This is a genomic window from Pseudomonas sp. GM102, assembly GCF_000282555.1.
Taxonomy (GTDB): domain Bacteria; phylum Pseudomonadota; class Gammaproteobacteria; order Pseudomonadales; family Pseudomonadaceae; genus Aquipseudomonas.
Window position 1 is genome coordinate 1 of record NZ_AKJB01000099.1, and the last position, 15,378, is coordinate 15,378.

The following is a 15,378-nucleotide window of genomic DNA, read 5'->3' on the forward strand; positions in this document are numbered from 1 at the left end:
GAAGGGGGTTCGGATCGTCTGATCGAGAATCGCGTTGCTGAAGGGGGTTCGGATCGTCTGATCGAGAATCGCGTTGCTGAAGGGGGTTCGGATCGTCTGATTCAGAATCGTGCGGCATGAATGAATGGCTTTATCGCAACACTCAACCAAAAAACCCGGCCTCATCAGCCGGGTTTTTTCATGCGTTTTTAGTGCCCGACGGGATCATCAAAGAGGGTCAGCGCTGGTACTCGAGCATCTCTACCGGGTCTTCACAGTGATGAACATTTTGATGCGATCATGGATCTCCTGAATGGCATGACGGAACGGATCATGTTTTTCACTGGTGACGGGGTCCTCGAAATTCCACACGATCACTTCTCCGGCGCTGGGCATCCGCGAAGCCTCTTCGGAGGACTTGTCACATCACATAATGGAACGGCTGCCCCTCAAACTCATCGATGGCTTTACTGCGTAACCCCGTGGTGTCGATGCCTACGTGATCGAGTGACTCCAGCGTGCGAGCGTCAACCTCACTGGCCACAAGACCGGCGGTTCGATGACATCATGATGACACCCTCTAACCTTTTCGAAAGAACAGACACCGGGCTAACCTGCCTGGGTAACCGTGATTTGCCACTCAATAAACACGACAAGGAATGCCCGCTTATGAAATTTGGCTACATGATCATCTACGTCCCGGACGTTGTTGCCTCACTCCAGTTCTTTTCGTCAGCCTTCGGGCTTAGCGTTCGCTTCCTCCATGAATCCAACACCTACGGCGAACTCGAAACAGGGGAAACCGCGCTGGCATTCGCCGCCGATGAACTGGCCGCGATGAACTTCAGCACGGGGCATGTCTCCGCACACTCGTCCGCCAAACCACTTGGAATCGAAGTAGGCCTGGTGACCGAGGACGTTCCGGCGGCGCATGCCAGAGCGTTGAAGGCGGGAGCCAGCGAAATCTCCGCACCAAGCGTCAAGCCCTGGGGACAAATCGTCTCCTACGTTCGATGCCCTGACGGAACGTTGGTAGAACTCTGCACACCGGTACAGCAATAATCGGGGATCGGTGAGCCAGCATCGCCTCCATAGGCGATGCTGGCGAGTCCCTCTTTGAACGTCCAAAGCCACGCTGCATAAAGCTGCCTTCATCACAGAACTGCGTGGCTTCAGCCAACAAGCCCTACCCCTTCGCCTTGCGCTGAATCATCAAGAACGACCGTCCGTAACTCTGCCCCGGCAGCCTCGAACCCTTCGCTATTCTTAACCACACACCACCGCTGGCACGGCTGAAAGCCCGACTTGCGGCATCATCGTCAGGAGTAAGGATCCGGGTAAGGAGCACGCCACCTCAACAGAGTATCGAAGAATGAAAATGCTATTGATGGTCGAGTTTCCCCATGAGCCTTTCAACGCGCTTGTCAGGTCGGGGAAGGTCGGCGAAGTCATGAACCGCGTTCTGGAAACCATTAAGCCGGAGGCGGCTTATTTCACTGAGCAGGATGGAATGCGAAGTGGAATTTTTCTGATCGATATAGAAGACCCTTCCGAAATTCCCGGCTATGCGGAACCCTTCTTTCTCAACTTTCAGGCCAACTGCAAATTCCGAGTGGTCATGAGTCCGCTGGAACTGCAAAACGCCGGTCTGGAGGAGCTCGGTAAAGCCTGGGCGTGAGGTGCGATCAATGAGAGAGGGAAACCTGTGGTGAGGGAGCTTGCTCCCGCTTGAGTGCGTAGCACTCACAAAAATTGGCAATTGCTGTCGGATTTTTGGGGCCGCTACGCAGCCCAGCGCGAGCAAGCTCGCTCGCCACAAGCGTGCTCGCCACAAAGGCAGAGCCTGTCGCTTACTGAACGGTTTTCAGCTTGACCACATCACCGGAGATTGTGGTGGTGTAACCGGTCAGAACCCAAGCCCAGAACCAGTTTTCCTGCACCTGGGTATTGATCATCGCGTCGCCGCCCTTGGCCTTGATCGCGGCATTCTGAGCGCGGATGAAACGGTTGTTCTGCTGGATCGGGATGAGACCAAACAGCAGGAGGCCAGTGGCGGTCGCTTCACTGTGGCCGACAACGGTGTACTGGTTGCTGTCGTACTGCTGAGTCTTCATCGGGGTGCCGGTGCAACCCGCCAGAACCAGACCGAACAGGGCTACGGCAACAACTTTGCTGAGATAATTCACTGAGTCACTCCATTAGAAATACCCGGGATCCGTCTCTCGGGCGGTGCATACTTTAACGGATGAAGTGGCTCATTGATATCACCTATGCAGGCTTTATGCAGCACTGCAAAAACAGGTTGATTAGGCACAGATTATTGCGGCTGAAATGTCTGAAGGTAGGCCAACAGATTTTCGATCTTCTGCGGATCGCTGAGGCCCCAGAAAATCATCCGGGTTCCGGGGACTACTTCTTTTGGCGCTTCGATGTAGGCGGTAAGTGTTTCGCGGGTCCAGATGAGGCCTGATGATTTCATCGCGGTTGAGTACTGGTAGTCCGTCGTGCTTCCCGCAGGACGCCCGAAAATGGCATTGAGTTGCGGACCAAAAGAACCCCGCGCCGAAGTCCCTACTTGATGACAGCCGCCGCAGATACGGTTAAATAGTTTCTGACCGGCTTCAGCATCGCCCGCCGCTTCGGCTTGCGTGCTGAATAAACCGGCATTGAGCATCAAGGCGAAGGTAAGGACGGCGGCGTTTTTCATGTGGTGCTCCCAATCAGGTGTTGCTGACAACAAAAACGGGCGGCTATTTCATCATGACTGGCTGCTACACCGAAGCCTGGAAGTTAATCTATAACTCTCTTCGTCCCTTTAACGCCGTTGCAGGAGAGCCAGAATGAAACCCGTCGAACCCTTTTATCGGGACGCTGGCGCAGGCCCGGGCGTTGTCTGCTTTCACGCCAATGCGAGTCACTCGGTGCAATGGCGTGGGCTGCAAGATCACCTGGCCGCAACGTTCCGGGTTCTGGCGCTCGACTCGTTCGGCGCCGGCAAGAGCCCGGCGTGGCCCACTGATCGAATCGTCACCCTCAGTGAAGAAGCGCGTTTCGCCGAACCGGTGCTCGCCCGCGCCGGCGAACCGCTCATTCTGGTCGGTCACTCTTATGGCGGCGCGGTGGCGTTGATTACGGCGTTGCTGAACCCTGGCCGGGTGCGCGCCATGGCTTTGTATGAGCCGACATTGTTTGCCCTGCTCGACGCCGAATCGCCCCCACCCAATGAGGCGGATGCCATTCGTGAAGTCGTCGCAAACGCCGGGCTCGCGCTTGAAGTGGGTAACCTGGACGCAGCGGCCCAGCACTTCATTGACTACTGGATGGGTGCCGGGGCCTGGGAGCAAACCCCGGAACAACGCAAGCCTTCCATCGCCGCCGCGGTGGCCAATGTGCAGGGCTGGGCTCACGCGTTGTTGAACGAGCCGACGCCATTACAGGCGTTCCGCTCGCTCAACCTGCCGGTGCTTTTCATGGTCGGCAAGGATTCACCGGCATCGTCACGGGCAGTGGCGCGGCTACTGACCGGCACACTGCCGAACGTTGAAGTGGTAGAACTCGAGGGGCTCGGTCATATGGGGCCGATTACGCATCCCGAAATCGTCAATCAGGTGATCGTGCAATTTATTGAGCGCAATTGACCTGACGTCACACCGCTACAGCGCAGGACGTTGCAGTTTGACCCACTCCTGCACCGCAGGCCGCTGCCATTGACGCTGCGCGTATTCCACCAGCGCGGATGGCACGGCGTCGCCGTTGAGTATCAGCCGGTTGAGCATCAAGGCCAAATCCACATCAACGATCGACCATTGCCCGAACAAGTACTCGCGGCCGTCAGCCAGCAGCGCGTGTGCGACACCGATCAGCTTGCGCGCGGCCGACTCGGCAGCGGGCGACAAGGGCGCTGATTTGAGGCCATAAAACACCACCAGTGTGGATCGCTCCTGCCGGATGGGCAGCAGATCACTGCGCAGCCACGCCTGGATTTGTCGTGCCTTCGCGCGTTGCGTCAGCTCTTGCGGGTAAACCGGCGTCTGAGGAAAAACGTCTTCCAGGTATTCAGTGATCGCCGATGATTCAGACAAGGCAAAATCGCCATGCACCAGCGTCGGTACACGCTGGGTCAGCGAGAGGCTGGCATAGTTTTCTGCCTGGTTCTCGAACGCGTCGAGGTCCAGCGGGCTCAGTTCAAATTCGATGCCCTTTTCGCGAAGAGCCACGAAAACCGACATGGCATAGGGGCTGGTGAATTGAGCATCAACGTACAGGCGCAGGCGGGAATCATTCACGAGGACATCTCCATAGGGTGAGCAAACACGCTACGAGATCCGATGCCATAAAGAAAATTCATGATTTTTATGGGGGCATTCCTCAGCGGAATACCGGGTTGGCGGGCAGCCGCTGAAATGACTGCCCCAGCGCATGAATGATCCAATTGCGCTTTTCACATGAAAAAAGTCATTTGTGCACCTATCTCGCTCGCATTCCCCGCCCTAAAGTGCACCTATCTACTCAACCCTCGGCATCCTTATGAATCTCTGGTTTCGACTGTTCCTGATGCTGTTTCGTCGCCCATGGCGCAAGCCGGTTGATGGACTGGCCACTACCGTCATCCGCATGCGCGTCTGGCCGCTCGATCTTGACCTCAACCGGCACGTCACCAATGGCCGTTATTTCACTATGGCCGACATAGGCCGCATGGACTTCGTCCTGCGTAGCGGCGCCTTCCGCGTAGCTCTGCGTCACAGGGCGGTGCCGATCGTTGGGGATACCTGGGGCAAGTTTCGGAGGGAGCTGAAGCTGTTCGAATCGTTTGAGATTCATACCCGCATACTCGGCTGGGACGATAAGTGGAGCTTTATGGAACACCGCTTCGTGAGCAAAGGACGGGTAGTTGGCGTCGTCATCATGCGGGGCCTGTTCCGCGCGGCCAAAGGCACGGTCGCACCTGCCGAGTTTGTCCGGGAGCTGGGATTGGCTGAACAGTCACCCGAGATGTCGCCGTGGCTGACAACCTGGTCGCAAAGCTGCGACGATATGAGCCGCCAACTCCGAGAGGAAGAAGGCCTGGCGCCTCAGCTTCATCCTGTCTCCGAACCCTAACAGGCGGCCAAATAGAAGCTAATATTCCTCTGAATCCCCCTGCCAAGGACTGCAACCATGAGCCGGCTCGAGCTACTGACCAAATGGAATCGCATGATTGTTCGGTTGCAGATTGAACATGAAATCAGTGCCCGGGATTTCGAGAAATTCAGCTGGAAACTGGGTATCCCCTGCGTTGTTCTGTCGGCGATCGTCAGCGCCAGCGTCTTTGGCTCAATCAGTGATTCCTCGCCCGTATGGCTCCAATACGTAGCCGGTGTCCTGTCACTTCTGACTCTGGTGTTGAGTTCGGTTCAGACCTTCCTGAACTTTGACACCCGGGCTGCCGGGCACAAAGACACCGCCGAGAAACTCGGGGCGATATCGCGTGAGATTCAGGACGAAATCGCCAGCGGCAAAGACGAGGCTATCCTGGGCCCAATCGTTTTGGACATCCGCAAGCGCATTGATTCGATTCTGCTTGATGCGCCAACCTTGCCCAAGTCGACGATCAGAAAACTGGGGGATGTTCGCGTCCACACGGAGACACCACCAGCAGAGCAAGACACCGTCCCGGCTTGATTAAAGGCCAGACTCTGGTTCGCAGCATCGTGAAAGGAGGCGTTTGCAATGCAACTCATCACGTTGAAAATCGACAAGCCGCAAGAGACGAACTTCATTTTGGGGCAGACGCATTTCATCAAGTCCGTCGAGGATATTCATGAAGCGTTGGTCAACGCCGTGCCAGGTATCCAGTTTGGCGTGGCCTTTTGTGAAGCCTCCGGCAAATGCCTGGTGCGATGGTCCGGCACCGATACCGCCATGATCGAACTGGCGCAGAAAAATGCGCAAGCCATCGGCGCGGGCCATAGTTTCATCATTTTCCTGGGCGACGGTTTCTATCCGTTGAACGTATTGAACACCGTCAAAATGGTACCTGAGGTGTGCCGTATCTTTTGTGCAACAGCCAATCCCACCGAAGTGATTGTTGCTGAGACGGAACAGGGGCGCGGGATTCTGGGCGTGGTGGATGGCTTTTGTGCCAAAGACATTGAAGGCGATGAAGACATTCTGTGGCGCAAGAATCTGTTGCGGCAGATCGGCTACAAGTTGTGATTTGAGTCTGGTTTTGAGTCAGTGAGAAACCTATGGCGAGGGAGGCATGCTCGCGCTTGAGTGCGTAGCACTCACAAAAATCGGCAATAGTTGTCAGATTTCTTGGGGCCGCTGCGCAGCCCAACGCGAGCAAGCTCGCTCGCCACAAAGGCAGGTATGACTGATGAGCGCTTAAGTGAACAACGTTACAAGGCCTTGAGACTCACCTGCCAGAATTCTGCACAAGTTGCTCAACGAAAAACTCCACATGCCCTCTCGGATGAGTCGGCAATGGCCAGGTGTCGACGTTGTGAGCCAGGGCCTGGAAGGCTTGAGCGCATTTGGAACGGGGAAAGGCTTCAAGCACTGCACGCCCCTTCTGCACGGCTTTGTGCGCACATTCATCGTTGGGTATCGCGCCGACGTATTGCAGCGAGACATCGAGGAACATGTCGGTAATCTTTTCCAGCTTGGCAAACAGATTGCGGCCTTCCGACGGACTGCCCGTCATGTTGACCAACACCCGAAAGCGGTGCAGACCGTAGTTCAGGTTGAGCAGCTTGATCAGCCCGTAGGCGCCGCTGATCGAGGTGGGTTCATCGCACACGACCACCATCACTTCCTGCGCCGCGCGGATGAAGTTGACCACTGAGCCACCGATACCGGCGGCCGTATCGATCACCAGCACATCCAGCTTATCGCCAATGTCGCTAAAGGACTGGATCAGCGCACGGTACTGCGCCGGCTCCAGATGAATCATGCTTTGCAAGCCCGAAGAGGCCGGGGCTACACGAATGCCTCCAGGCCCAGGCAACAGCACCTCGGACAGCTCGCAACGCCCTTCGATGACATCGGCCAGTGTGTAGCGCGGGGTCAGCCCCAATAGAATATCGATATTCGCCAGACCCAGATCAGCGTCCAGCAATACAACGCGCCGCCCCATTTTTGCCAGCGCCAGCGACAGATTAACCGCCACCGTTGTCTTGCCCACGCCACCTTTACCGCCAGTTACCGCGATAACTTGCACGCAATGCACATCATCCATTTTGCCTTCCCTTCCCTGCGCATTGTGTGCCAGTACGTAATGGCACCATCCTGATGCCGGAAGAATAGCTGAAAAGCGCAAAATTGCTGCTTTGTCTCCCGACGAGAGGCACTTCGCCACATACCATCGACCCTTTTCAACGAAAACGCCGCTAATGGGTTGATTCAGAGGATGACACTGCGCTCCTGAACGATCGCTGGCAGATGTACCGATAGAGGCGGCTGAACTGGCGCCAGGCTCTCAGGCGCCCTGCTCACCCAGAGATGAAGAAACTTCCAAGACGTCTAAATCCAGACGTCATTGATTGCGGTTCTTTCTCCGTCCTGATCGCCGGTGTTCAGCACGCCACGCGGCTCGATCAGTAGCATCCTCACCTCTCGCTCAGCGTAAGGCTTGTGTTCGACGCCCTTGGGGACAACGTACATTTCTCCCTGCCTAACCACGACGGCCCCCTCTCGAAGATCAATGCGAAGCTCGCCTTCGAGGACGATGAAGGTTTCATCGGTGTCGGCATGGGAATGCCAGACAAAGTCGCCTTCGATTTTCACTACCTTGAACTGGTAGTCGTTCATTTCGGCAATGACCTTGGGCGCCCATTGTTCGCTGAACAACGCCAGTTTTTCGGCAAAGTTAATCGCGGTGCAGGTCGTCACGCCGGGTTGGGAATTCATTTGAGTTGCCCTCACTAGACAAGTTATCGAGGTCTGACTTTAGGAGAGGACCAGCACTGCGTATTGCATGATTGTGCAAGTCGAGCGCCCTTAAACAAGGCCCAGCCTTTTCATCCATTGACCGGGTGAGACGCCATACGTCTGGACGAACTGACGCGTCATGTGGCTTTGATCGAAAAAGCCTGCGGAGACGGCCGCCTCCGCCATCGAGTAGCCGCCGAACATCAGTGCTCTTGCCAGATCGAGACGTCGTTGAGTCATGTATCGATAGGGGCTAGTACCGTACAGCGCACGAAAATCACGGCTCAGGCTCCAGCGGTCTCGACCACTGGCCTGCGCTAACTCCTCCAGGGTAATGACTCGATCCAGCGACTCATGAATCAGCGCACGCGCGCGTTCGGCCGCTGCGAAATCAAACGACTTACGCCGCCCACGTTGCCCCGAGTTCACATCCAACGCCTGCGCGAGATCGTAAATGGCATCGTCTTCTTCCAGGGGCTCGATGCAAGCGTCGAGGTTTTGCAGTAGCACCTGGGTCGCGCCATAAAGCCGTGGATCGCTCGATATACCACCCTCGATGAAGGGCAAGGGCTTGCCGCCTAATACTTGCTGAATCAAAGCGGGTTCGATGTAGATCATCCGATAATGAAAACCCGCTTCGGTACCGGCTTCACCGTCATGCACCTCGTCTGGATGCAAAACGATGGTTTTCCCGGGCAGGCTGTGACGCTTGGTGTTGCGGTACTGGAAGCTTTGTACACCCGACAGCGTTCGTCCGATGGCGTACGTATCGTGGCGATGCGGCGTAAACCCATGGCCGCCAAAAAAGGCTTCGATACGCTCAATCTTCAACGGCTGAGCTGAGCGCTTTACCCAATCCTTGTCACCCCTGGCTTTCGTCATGTCCCTGTACCACCTGAATGATGTCAGTACGGTACCAGTCAGCGTGCCCGATGTCCCCGGCGGACTGACCCGTGCATGCCTGAATCAGCCCCCACGGCGACGGCGCTAAATTTGTCTCCCCCCTCGTGAACCAGTCTTCAGACCCGCAGTCTTAGCCGTGCCGTAAAAGAAGCTCACCCAACGAAGCGCTCCTACGGTCATTGCTCGTTCCTTCCCCTATCGTCGTCATCTCATCAGAGCTGTCCGTTCATGCGCCCAACTGTCCGCCGCTGTCGCTTTATCTCTCTGTGCCTGATGCCTTTGCTCCCGCTACTCGCCAGCCCCGCCCATGCCAGTGGGGAGAGGCAACTGGTGGAGGTCATCAACGATTACCGCGCCGATCCCGATCGCTGTGCCGGGCGTACGGTCAAGCCGTTACGGCCGCTGTCGCTGAAATCGAACCTGGCCTTGCCGGTCGGTTATGGCGGCGGTTTGCGAAGTGCCTTGAAAGCCAACGGCTATCAAGCGGTGACGGTGCGCACCCTTCGCGTGGTGGGCGCGCAAGATGCCGATGAGGCGTTTGACATGCTTGAGAGCGACTATTGCGGGGCGCTGCTCGATACTCAGTTCGCCGACATCGGCGTCACTCGCTCCCGTAGCGAATGGCAGGTGGTACTGGCGCAACCGGTGCTCGACGGACGTGCCGGTGATTCGCGAGCAGCGGGCAAGGCGTTGCTGGCCGAGGTCAATGCGGCACGGGCCAGGCCGCGCATGTGCGGCCGCCAACGCTTCGCCGCCGCACGGCCACTGTCCTGGAATCCCGCTTTGGGCGCCGCCGCGCAAGGCCACAGCAAGGCGATGGCCTACGGAAATTACTTCGCCCACCGCGATCCTGACGGTGATATGCCATTGGATCGGGCCAAAGCCGCCGGCTATCGAGGCCGGCAGATCGGCGAAAACATCGCCGCCGGGCAAAGCTCACCGAACAAAGCGATGGCCAGTTGGCTGGCCAGCCCCGGGCACTGCGCCAACCTGATGAACCCGATGTTTACCCAGGTCGGTGCAGCCTATGCCGCCGATTCGCGCAGCGATAAAGGTGTTTATTGGACGATGTTGTTTGGTGCGCCTTGAGTGAAGCGCGCTCCATAACCCCTGAAATGCCAGTCGGTTAAACGCAAAACTCGTAGGAGCCAGGCTTGCCGGCGAAGGCGTCCTTCAGCTCGCCTTCGCCGGCAAGCCTGGCGCCTACGAAAAGCGCTCGCAAGACGGCGGCACAATCAACATTGATGTCGCCTGACTCACCGCCATCGCGGGCAAGCCCGCTCCCACAGGTTCCGCCGGTATTCGGGCATTATTCAAATACTCGACGGCGCTGCCACGCTTTGCCGCCCTTTGAAGGCCAGTGAGAAACAGAAAAATATCGCCAACGCGAACCCTGCCGGGAACAGCCAGATGTTTTTCCAGTCATGGCTGTCAACCGACGCATAGTGATCGGTGACCGCCCCGGCCACCCAAAAGCCAATCAGCATGCCCAAGCCGTACGTCGCGAGCGTGATCAAGCCTTGCGCGGAGCTTCTGAAGCGCTCCGAGGCTTTGGCATCGGTGTAGATCTGCCCCGAAACAAAGAAGAAGTCGTAGCAGATGCCGTGCAAGGCGATGCCGGTGAACAACATGAAAGCGAGGTCCCCGTTGTTGCCGTAGGCGAACAGCAGATAGCGCAATGCCCACGCCAGCATTCCCACCAGCAGCGCAATCTTGATGCCGAAACGCTGGATGAACAGCGGCAGGAGCAACATGAACAGCACTTCCGAGACTTGCCCGATCGCCATCTTGGCGGTTGGGTTGGTCACGCCGATTTCCGCCAGAAACGGGTTGGCATTCTGGTAATAAAACGCCAACGGAATGCAGATCAGAATAGAGGCGATGAAGAACACCAGATAACTGCGGTCCTTCAACAAACCCAAGGCATCCAGCCCCAGCATTTGATTTAAGCCGACACTGCCCGGCTCAGGTTTGAGCGGCGCGGTGCGCGGCAGGCTGAAGCTGTAGATTCCAAGCACGAAGGAGGCAATGGCCGACATCAGAAACGTGTTGCGCAAGCCACCGGATGAGATCGCTTGTTGCGAATCCCAGGCAAACACGAAGCTGATCACCACGCCCGCCACAATCCAGCCGATGGTGCCCCACACTCTGATCCGCGAGAACTCCAGGGCCGGGTCGCGCATCTGCCGGAACGCCACCGAATTCACCAATGCCAGCGTCGGCATGTAGATCATCATGTAGGCCAGCACGAACGGGTAAAACGCACTGAAGTCAGGCGCTCGATAGAGTTGCAACAGCAGCACCGCGCCGATCAGATGCAACACCGCAAGAATGCGCTCGGCATTGAAGTAGCGGTCGGCGATCAACCCGATCACAAAGGGCGCGATGATTGCCCCCCAGGACTGCGTCGAGAACGCCATGCCGATCTGCCCACCGCTGGCCCCAAGATTACTGGAGAGGAAGGTGCCGAGGGTCACGAACCATCCGCCCCAGATAAAGAACTGCAGGAACATCATTACGCTTAATCGCGCAGTCATCGTGGTCATATCAGTCACCGTCTTATTGTTTTTCTTTTTTGGGAGAGAGGGGCAAACAGGGTTTTCAGGCGTCGGGCAAACCCAATAGCCGTCGATTGAAACGCTCGTCGGACGCCACGCTGGCGAAATCGTCAAACGCCTTTCGGGTTTTGCTGATCATGTGCTGCCGGATGAAGGCCGCACCTTCTGCGGCGCCCTGCTCCGAATCCTTCAGGCAACACTCCCATTCCAGAACTGCCCAGCCGGCAAAGTCGTACTGAGTCAATTTGCTGAAAATCGATTTGAAATCGATCTGCCCATCGCCCAAGGAACGGAAGCGGCCAGGCCGATCGACCCAACCTTGATAGCCGCCGTAGACCCCTGAACGGGCATCGGGCCGGAACTCGGCGTCCTTGACGTGGAACATGCGGATGCGCTCGTGGTAGCGATCGATGAAACCCAGATAGTCCATTTGCTGAAGCAGCAGGTGGCTCGGGTCGTAGAGGATCGCGGCGCGCGGATGGTGATCGACGGCCTCAAGGAAACGCTCGAACGAAGCGCCGTCGTGCAGGTCTTCGCCGGGATGGATCTCGTAGCAGAGGTCGACGCCGGCCTCTTCAAAACAATCGAGGATCGGCAACCAGCGCTTGGCGAGCTCGGCAAAACCCTGCTCGACCAGACCGCTCGGCCGTTGCGGCCACGGGTAGACGTAGGGCCAGAGCAGCGCACCGGAAAACGTCGCGTGCGCCTTCAACCCCAAGCGTTGGCTGGCACGCGCGGCGAGTTTCAACTGATCGATGGCCCACTCGGTGCGTGCCTGAGGCTGGCCGCGCAAATGCGCAGGGGCGAAGTCATCGAACAAAGTGTCGAACGCCGGATGCACCGCCACCAATTGGCCCTGCAGATGCGTCGACAGTTCGCTGATTTCGACTCCTGCCTGGGCGCAGACGGCTTTCAATTCGTCACAGTAATCCTGACTGTCGGCGGCGCGCGCCAAGTCGATGTATTGCGTGCCCAGGGTCGGCAATTGAATGGCTTTGTAACCCTGCGCAGCGGCCCACTGAGCAATGTTGGCGAGCGTGTCGAAAGGCGCTTCGGCGGACATGAACTGCGCGAGAAAAATACCCGGGCCGCGCAGGCCTGCCGGTGTTGGGGAGGTGTGGTTCACGGGAGGGTTCTCCGGATTCATGGGTTGCAGACCAGTTCGGTCCACTTCGCGTCGCCGCGATGATTGGCGACCACAGCCTCGATGAACGCCATGCCACGCAACCCGACGTCGATGCCCGGCACGCCGGGGGCATCGTTGCCTTCGACGTTGCTGCGGATCGCGGTGGCGAAATCACCATAGAGATTGGCCATGGCCTCGAGATAACCTTCGGGATGCCCGGCGGGTAAACGCATGCGCTGGCTGGCGGCCTCGCACAACCAGGGCTGGCCGACACCGGAACGAAGGATGCTCAACGGTTGATCGAGGGAGCGATGGATCAGGCTCGCGGGCTCTTCCTGACGCCACTCCAGCCCGCCCTTGTCGCCATAGACGCGGATCTTCAACGGGTTCTCTTCGCCGGCGCAGACCTGGCTGGCGATCAACACTCCGCTGGCCCCGGCGGCCATCTTGAACAGCATCGCCGCGTCATCGTCCAGTTGCCGCCCGGCGATGTGCGAACCCAAGGTTGCGCACACCTGTTCGATGGGTTGGTCCGCGACGAATTCGGCCAGTGAAAAGGCATGGGTGCCGATGTCGCCAATGCAGCCGCCCAACCCGGACTGCTCGGGCTGATCGCGCCAACTCGCCTGCTTGTTGCCCTGCCCGGCCACATCCCGACTCAGCCAGCCTTGCGGGTACTCGACGATGACCTTGCGCACTGCACCGATCACGCCGGTACGCACCATCTTGCGTGCCTGCCAGACCATCGGATAACCCAGATACGTGTGGGCCAATCCATAGAGGCGGTCGCTGCTTTTCACCACCGCCTTGAGCGCCAGCAGCTCGGACAGATTCAGTGCCGCGGGCTTTTCGCTGAACACATGAAAACCCGCGTTCAGTGCCTGGCTGGCAATCGGTGCGTGCAAGTGATTGGGCGTGACGATGACCAACAGTTCCATGCGCTGGTCGGCAGGCAGTGCGCGCTCGCTATCGAGCATCTGCTGCCAGTCGCTGTAGCAGCGTGAGGCGGACAATCCCAGCGCGGCGCCGGTGTCCTGATTGTTGCGGGCGTCTCGGCTGAAGGCACCGCACACCAGTTCAAAACGGCCATCGAGGCCGGCAGCCTGGCGGTGAGCTTTGCCGATGAAGGCACCCTCGCCGCCCCCGACAAACCCCATTCTTATTTTTGCCATTGCAACACTCATCGCGAATTTTCTCTTGTTCGGGGCGGATTAACGCTTCAGGTTTGACTATGATGTAACCGGTTACATCATGCCGGAAATTTAGGCTCAGTTACTTCAGGTGTCAAACCCGGGATTAAAAATGAAGCTCATTTCAGCGCACGGCCGGACTGCGGTAAGCTCGCCGGCCACATGTACATCTGCCGGTTCGATAACGAGGTCGTCTTGTCCAATATCCGTGAAGTAGCCCGGCTGGCCGGCGTCTCGGTGGCCACCGTGTCCAGAACGCTGAAGTCGCCCGAGCGCGTACTCCCCGAAACCCGGGACAAGGTCAATGCAGCCGTGGAACAGGCCGGCTACCGGCCGAACCTCATGGCTGTGCAGTTTCGTTCGCGCAGAACCGGCAATCTGGTGATTCTGGTCCCGGCCATCGCCAACACATTTTTCGCCCGGGTAATCAGCGGTGCCCAACAGACGGCGCAGGCGGCCGGATACCGACTGCTGTTGTGCGACACCCAGGGCCGCGAGGAAATCGAACGAGAATTTGCCGCGCTGGCGTACGCCCACCAGGCCGACGGTGTGATTCAGTTACGCGCCTACGACCCTTTTGAGTCGCCCTTCCCCAACGGCGAATCACCGCCCTTGGTCAACGCCTGTGAAGTGATTCAAGGCGGGCGGCATCCGACCATCAGCCTCGACAACCGGGCGGCGGCCAAAGCCATGACGGAGCATCTGATCGATCTGGGCCATCGCCGAATCGGCCTGATCAAAGGCCCGAAAAGCAGCCCGCTCACACGCGACCGTGTCGCCGGTTATCAAGATGCATTACTCCAGGCCGGTATCGCCCCGGACGCGCAATTGATCTGCCACGGCGACTTCACGTTGAAGGCCGGTTTTGATGGCGCGGGAATGCTGCTGGAACTGCCCGACCGTCCAACCGCGTTTTTTTGCGAAAACGATGAAATGGCGATCGGTGCGTTGAAGCGCATCAAACAACAGGGTTTGCGGGTCCCTGAAGATATTTCGTTAGTCGGTTTCGATGACATTCCATTCGCGGCCTACTGTGATCCAGCGTTGACGACCATCGCGCAACCCGCCGAAATCTTTGGCCAAAAGGCCGTTGAAATGCTGATCGCCCTCATCGAAAAAAAGCCCATCCCGGACCGCCATGTGGTGCTGCCGTTCACATTAACCGTGCGTAACAGCACGACCGCCCGAAAGGGATGAGGGAGAAATCATGGACATCAAAACCGACCTGCAACGCATCGCACTCCAGGAAGAAACCCTGAAGTTTGAGCGCTTCGACAAAGCGACGGCCTGGGACTTGGGCACCCGTTTGAAAACCGCCTGCGAGGAGCAAGGCGTGTCCACCACGATTGAGGTCAGGCTGGCGCGGGACACCGTGTTTTTCTACTCGATGCCGGGAACCTCCGCCAGCAATGCCGACTGGGCACGACGCAAGCGCAATGTCGTGGAACTGATGGAACTCAGCTCGTACCACGTAGGCCGGTCCTTTGCGCTTCAGGGCGACTCACTTGAAGGTTTGATGGGGTTGCCCCTGCGTGATTACGCCGATCATGGCGGCAGCTTCCCGATATCGGTCAAAGGCGTGGGGTGCATTGGCGCTGTCACCGTTTCAGGGCTGCCCCAGCGTGAGGATCATGCTTTGGTGGTTCAAGTGTTGGCACAGATGTGCGGGGCCGACCCGAGCGAACTTGCGCTTGAGGATGAGTAGCCCCGC

The 15,378-nt window shown here is 57.9% G+C and carries 18 protein-coding genes and 1 pseudogene; 9 read left to right on the top strand and 10 right to left on the bottom strand.

The genetic code is table 11. The features are described 5' to 3' along the window. Window positions 1–240: 240 nt before the first annotated feature. Window positions 241–535: pseudogene (locus PMI18_RS31625) on the bottom strand (arsenate reductase ArsC); the annotation flags it as partial. 113 nt (window positions 536–648) lie between these two features. On the opposite strand from PMI18_RS31625, the gene PMI18_RS06750 reads away from it, so the two are divergent. Both PMI18_RS06750 and PMI18_RS06745 read left to right on the top strand, forming a co-directional pair. Then, the gene (locus PMI18_RS06750; protein ID WP_007904828.1) at window positions 649–1,041 is read left to right on the top strand and encodes a VOC family protein; all 393 of its coding nucleotides are present in this window, start codon (window positions 649–651) and stop codon (window positions 1,039–1,041) included. 310 nt (window positions 1,042–1,351) lie between these two features. After that, window positions 1,352–1,657 (top strand): hypothetical protein, encoded by a 306-nt coding sequence (locus PMI18_RS06745; protein ID WP_007904829.1) that lies wholly within the window; start codon window positions 1,352–1,354, stop codon window positions 1,655–1,657. Between the two features lie 172 nt (window positions 1,658–1,829). Here PMI18_RS06745 and PMI18_RS06740 read toward each other — a convergent pair whose 3' ends face one another. Further along, window positions 1,830–2,165, bottom strand: coding sequence for a hypothetical protein (locus PMI18_RS06740; protein ID WP_007904831.1), 336 nt, complete (start codon window positions 2,163–2,165; stop codon window positions 1,830–1,832). Window positions 2,166–2,296: 131 nt separating this feature from the next. Then, complete coding sequence (locus tag PMI18_RS06735) at window positions 2,297–2,686, bottom strand: c-type cytochrome (protein ID WP_007904832.1); 390 nt, start codon at window positions 2,684–2,686, stop codon at window positions 2,297–2,299. A gap of 133 nt (window positions 2,687–2,819) precedes the next feature. Here PMI18_RS06735 and PMI18_RS06730 point away from each other — a divergent pair, with 133 nt between their 5' ends. Further along, window positions 2,820–3,617, top strand: coding sequence for an alpha/beta fold hydrolase (locus tag PMI18_RS06730; protein ID WP_007904833.1), 798 nt, complete (start codon window positions 2,820–2,822; stop codon window positions 3,615–3,617). Window positions 3,618–3,632: 15 nt separating this feature from the next. Here the strand turns inward: PMI18_RS06730 and yfcF are convergent, their stop codons facing one another. Beyond that, a complete protein-coding gene (gene yfcF / locus PMI18_RS06725) occupies window positions 3,633–4,265 on the bottom strand; it encodes a glutathione transferase (RefSeq protein ID WP_007904835.1) in 633 nt (210 codons plus the stop codon). A 241-nt stretch (window positions 4,266–4,506) separates the two neighbouring features. Between yfcF and PMI18_RS06720 the strand changes: the two genes are divergently transcribed. The 3 genes from PMI18_RS06720 to PMI18_RS06710 are packed head-to-tail and all read left to right on the top strand — an operon-like array spanning window position 4,507 to window position 6,174. Further along, window positions 4,507–5,079 carry a thioesterase family protein gene (locus PMI18_RS06720; protein ID WP_007904836.1) on the top strand — a complete coding sequence of 191 codons (573 nt, stop codon included), beginning with the start codon at window positions 4,507–4,509 and terminating at the stop codon, window positions 5,077–5,079. A 57-nt stretch (window positions 5,080–5,136) separates the two neighbouring features. Then, complete coding sequence (locus PMI18_RS06715) at window positions 5,137–5,640, top strand: SLATT domain-containing protein (RefSeq protein ID WP_007904837.1); 504 nt, start codon at window positions 5,137–5,139, stop codon at window positions 5,638–5,640. A gap of 48 nt (window positions 5,641–5,688) precedes the next feature. After that, window positions 5,689–6,174, top strand: a complete 486-nt coding sequence (locus PMI18_RS06710) for an adenosine-specific kinase (protein WP_007904838.1) — start codon at window positions 5,689–5,691, stop codon at window positions 6,172–6,174. Window positions 6,175–6,376: 202 nt separating this feature from the next. On the opposite strand, the gene PMI18_RS06705 is transcribed toward PMI18_RS06710, so the two are convergent. The 3 genes from PMI18_RS06705 to PMI18_RS06695 form a co-directional block, all read right to left on the bottom strand. Further along, window positions 6,377–7,198: a MinD/ParA family protein gene (locus PMI18_RS06705; protein ID WP_007904839.1), complete on the bottom strand. Its 822-nt coding sequence runs from the start codon at window positions 7,196–7,198 to the stop codon at window positions 6,377–6,379. Window positions 7,199–7,482: 284 nt separating this feature from the next. Continuing rightward, a complete protein-coding gene (locus PMI18_RS06700; protein WP_007904840.1) occupies window positions 7,483–7,869 on the bottom strand; it encodes a cupin domain-containing protein in 387 nt (128 codons plus the stop codon). Window positions 7,870–7,959: 90 nt separating this feature from the next. After that, window positions 7,960–8,772, bottom strand: a complete 813-nt coding sequence (locus PMI18_RS06695; protein ID WP_007904841.1) for an AraC family transcriptional regulator — start codon at window positions 8,770–8,772, stop codon at window positions 7,960–7,962. A 249-nt stretch (window positions 8,773–9,021) separates the two neighbouring features. Here PMI18_RS06695 and PMI18_RS06690 point away from each other — a divergent pair, with 249 nt between their 5' ends. Next, window positions 9,022–9,882, top strand: coding sequence for a CAP domain-containing protein (locus tag PMI18_RS06690; RefSeq protein ID WP_007904843.1), 861 nt, complete (start codon window positions 9,022–9,024; stop codon window positions 9,880–9,882). A 224-nt stretch (window positions 9,883–10,106) separates the two neighbouring features. On the opposite strand, the gene PMI18_RS06685 is transcribed toward PMI18_RS06690, so the two are convergent. Genes PMI18_RS06685 through PMI18_RS06675 form a run of 3 tightly spaced genes read right to left on the bottom strand, consistent with a single transcriptional unit; the run spans window position 10,107 to window position 13,649 of the window. Then, the gene (locus tag PMI18_RS06685; protein ID WP_007904845.1) at window positions 10,107–11,339 is read right to left on the bottom strand and encodes a nucleoside permease; all 1,233 of its coding nucleotides are present in this window, start codon (window positions 11,337–11,339) and stop codon (window positions 10,107–10,109) included. Between the two features lie 55 nt (window positions 11,340–11,394). Beyond that, a complete protein-coding gene (locus tag PMI18_RS06680; protein ID WP_007904847.1) occupies window positions 11,395–12,498 on the bottom strand; it encodes a sugar phosphate isomerase/epimerase family protein in 1,104 nt (367 codons plus the stop codon). After that, window positions 12,495–13,649 carry a Gfo/Idh/MocA family protein gene (locus PMI18_RS06675; RefSeq protein WP_007904849.1) on the bottom strand — a complete coding sequence of 385 codons (1,155 nt, stop codon included), beginning with the start codon at window positions 13,647–13,649 and terminating at the stop codon, window positions 12,495–12,497. The genes PMI18_RS06680 and PMI18_RS06675 overlap by 4 nt, the downstream gene beginning before the upstream one ends. A 213-nt stretch (window positions 13,650–13,862) precedes the next feature. On the opposite strand from PMI18_RS06675, the gene PMI18_RS06670 reads away from it, so the two are divergent. Further along, on the top strand, window positions 13,863–14,864 hold the full coding sequence (locus PMI18_RS06670) for a LacI family DNA-binding transcriptional regulator (RefSeq protein WP_033036796.1): 1,002 nt from the start codon (window positions 13,863–13,865) through the stop codon (window positions 14,862–14,864). A gap of 10 nt (window positions 14,865–14,874) precedes the next feature. After that, window positions 14,875–15,372 carry a heme-degrading domain-containing protein gene (locus tag PMI18_RS06665; protein ID WP_007904853.1) on the top strand — a complete coding sequence of 166 codons (498 nt, stop codon included), beginning with the start codon at window positions 14,875–14,877 and terminating at the stop codon, window positions 15,370–15,372. The last annotated feature ends 6 nt before the right edge of the window (window positions 15,373–15,378 follow it).

Coding starts and splice junctions, on each gene's coding strand:
- PMI18_RS06685 (WP_007904845.1), bottom strand. CDS start 11,339: ATGACCACGATGACTGCGCGATTAAGCGTAATGATGTTCCTGCAGTTC.
- PMI18_RS06700 (WP_007904840.1), bottom strand. CDS start 7,869: ATGAATTCCCAACCCGGCGTGACGACCTGCACCGCGATTAACTTTGCC.
- PMI18_RS06735 (WP_007904832.1), bottom strand. CDS start 2,686: ATGAAAAACGCCGCCGTCCTTACCTTCGCCTTGATGCTCAATGCCGGT.
- PMI18_RS06690 (WP_007904843.1), top strand. CDS start 9,022: ATGCGCCCAACTGTCCGCCGCTGTCGCTTTATCTCTCTGTGCCTGATG.
- PMI18_RS06745 (WP_007904829.1), top strand. CDS start 1,352: ATGAAAATGCTATTGATGGTCGAGTTTCCCCATGAGCCTTTCAACGCG.
- PMI18_RS06680 (WP_007904847.1), bottom strand. CDS start 12,498: ATGAATCCGGAGAACCCTCCCGTGAACCACACCTCCCCAACACCGGCA.
- PMI18_RS06710 (WP_007904838.1), top strand. CDS start 5,689: ATGCAACTCATCACGTTGAAAATCGACAAGCCGCAAGAGACGAACTTC.
- PMI18_RS06720 (WP_007904836.1), top strand. CDS start 4,507: ATGAATCTCTGGTTTCGACTGTTCCTGATGCTGTTTCGTCGCCCATGG.
- PMI18_RS06750 (WP_007904828.1), top strand. CDS start 649: ATGAAATTTGGCTACATGATCATCTACGTCCCGGACGTTGTTGCCTCA.
- PMI18_RS06675 (WP_007904849.1), bottom strand. CDS start 13,649: ATGGCAAAAATAAGAATGGGGTTTGTCGGGGGCGGCGAGGGTGCCTTC.
- PMI18_RS06695 (WP_007904841.1), bottom strand. CDS start 8,772: ATGACGAAAGCCAGGGGTGACAAGGATTGGGTAAAGCGCTCAGCTCAG.
- PMI18_RS06665 (WP_007904853.1), top strand. CDS start 14,875: ATGGACATCAAAACCGACCTGCAACGCATCGCACTCCAGGAAGAAACC.
- PMI18_RS06705 (WP_007904839.1), bottom strand. CDS start 7,198: ATGGATGATGTGCATTGCGTGCAAGTTATCGCGGTAACTGGCGGTAAA.
- PMI18_RS06730 (WP_007904833.1), top strand. CDS start 2,820: ATGAAACCCGTCGAACCCTTTTATCGGGACGCTGGCGCAGGCCCGGGC.
- PMI18_RS06715 (WP_007904837.1), top strand. CDS start 5,137: ATGAGCCGGCTCGAGCTACTGACCAAATGGAATCGCATGATTGTTCGG.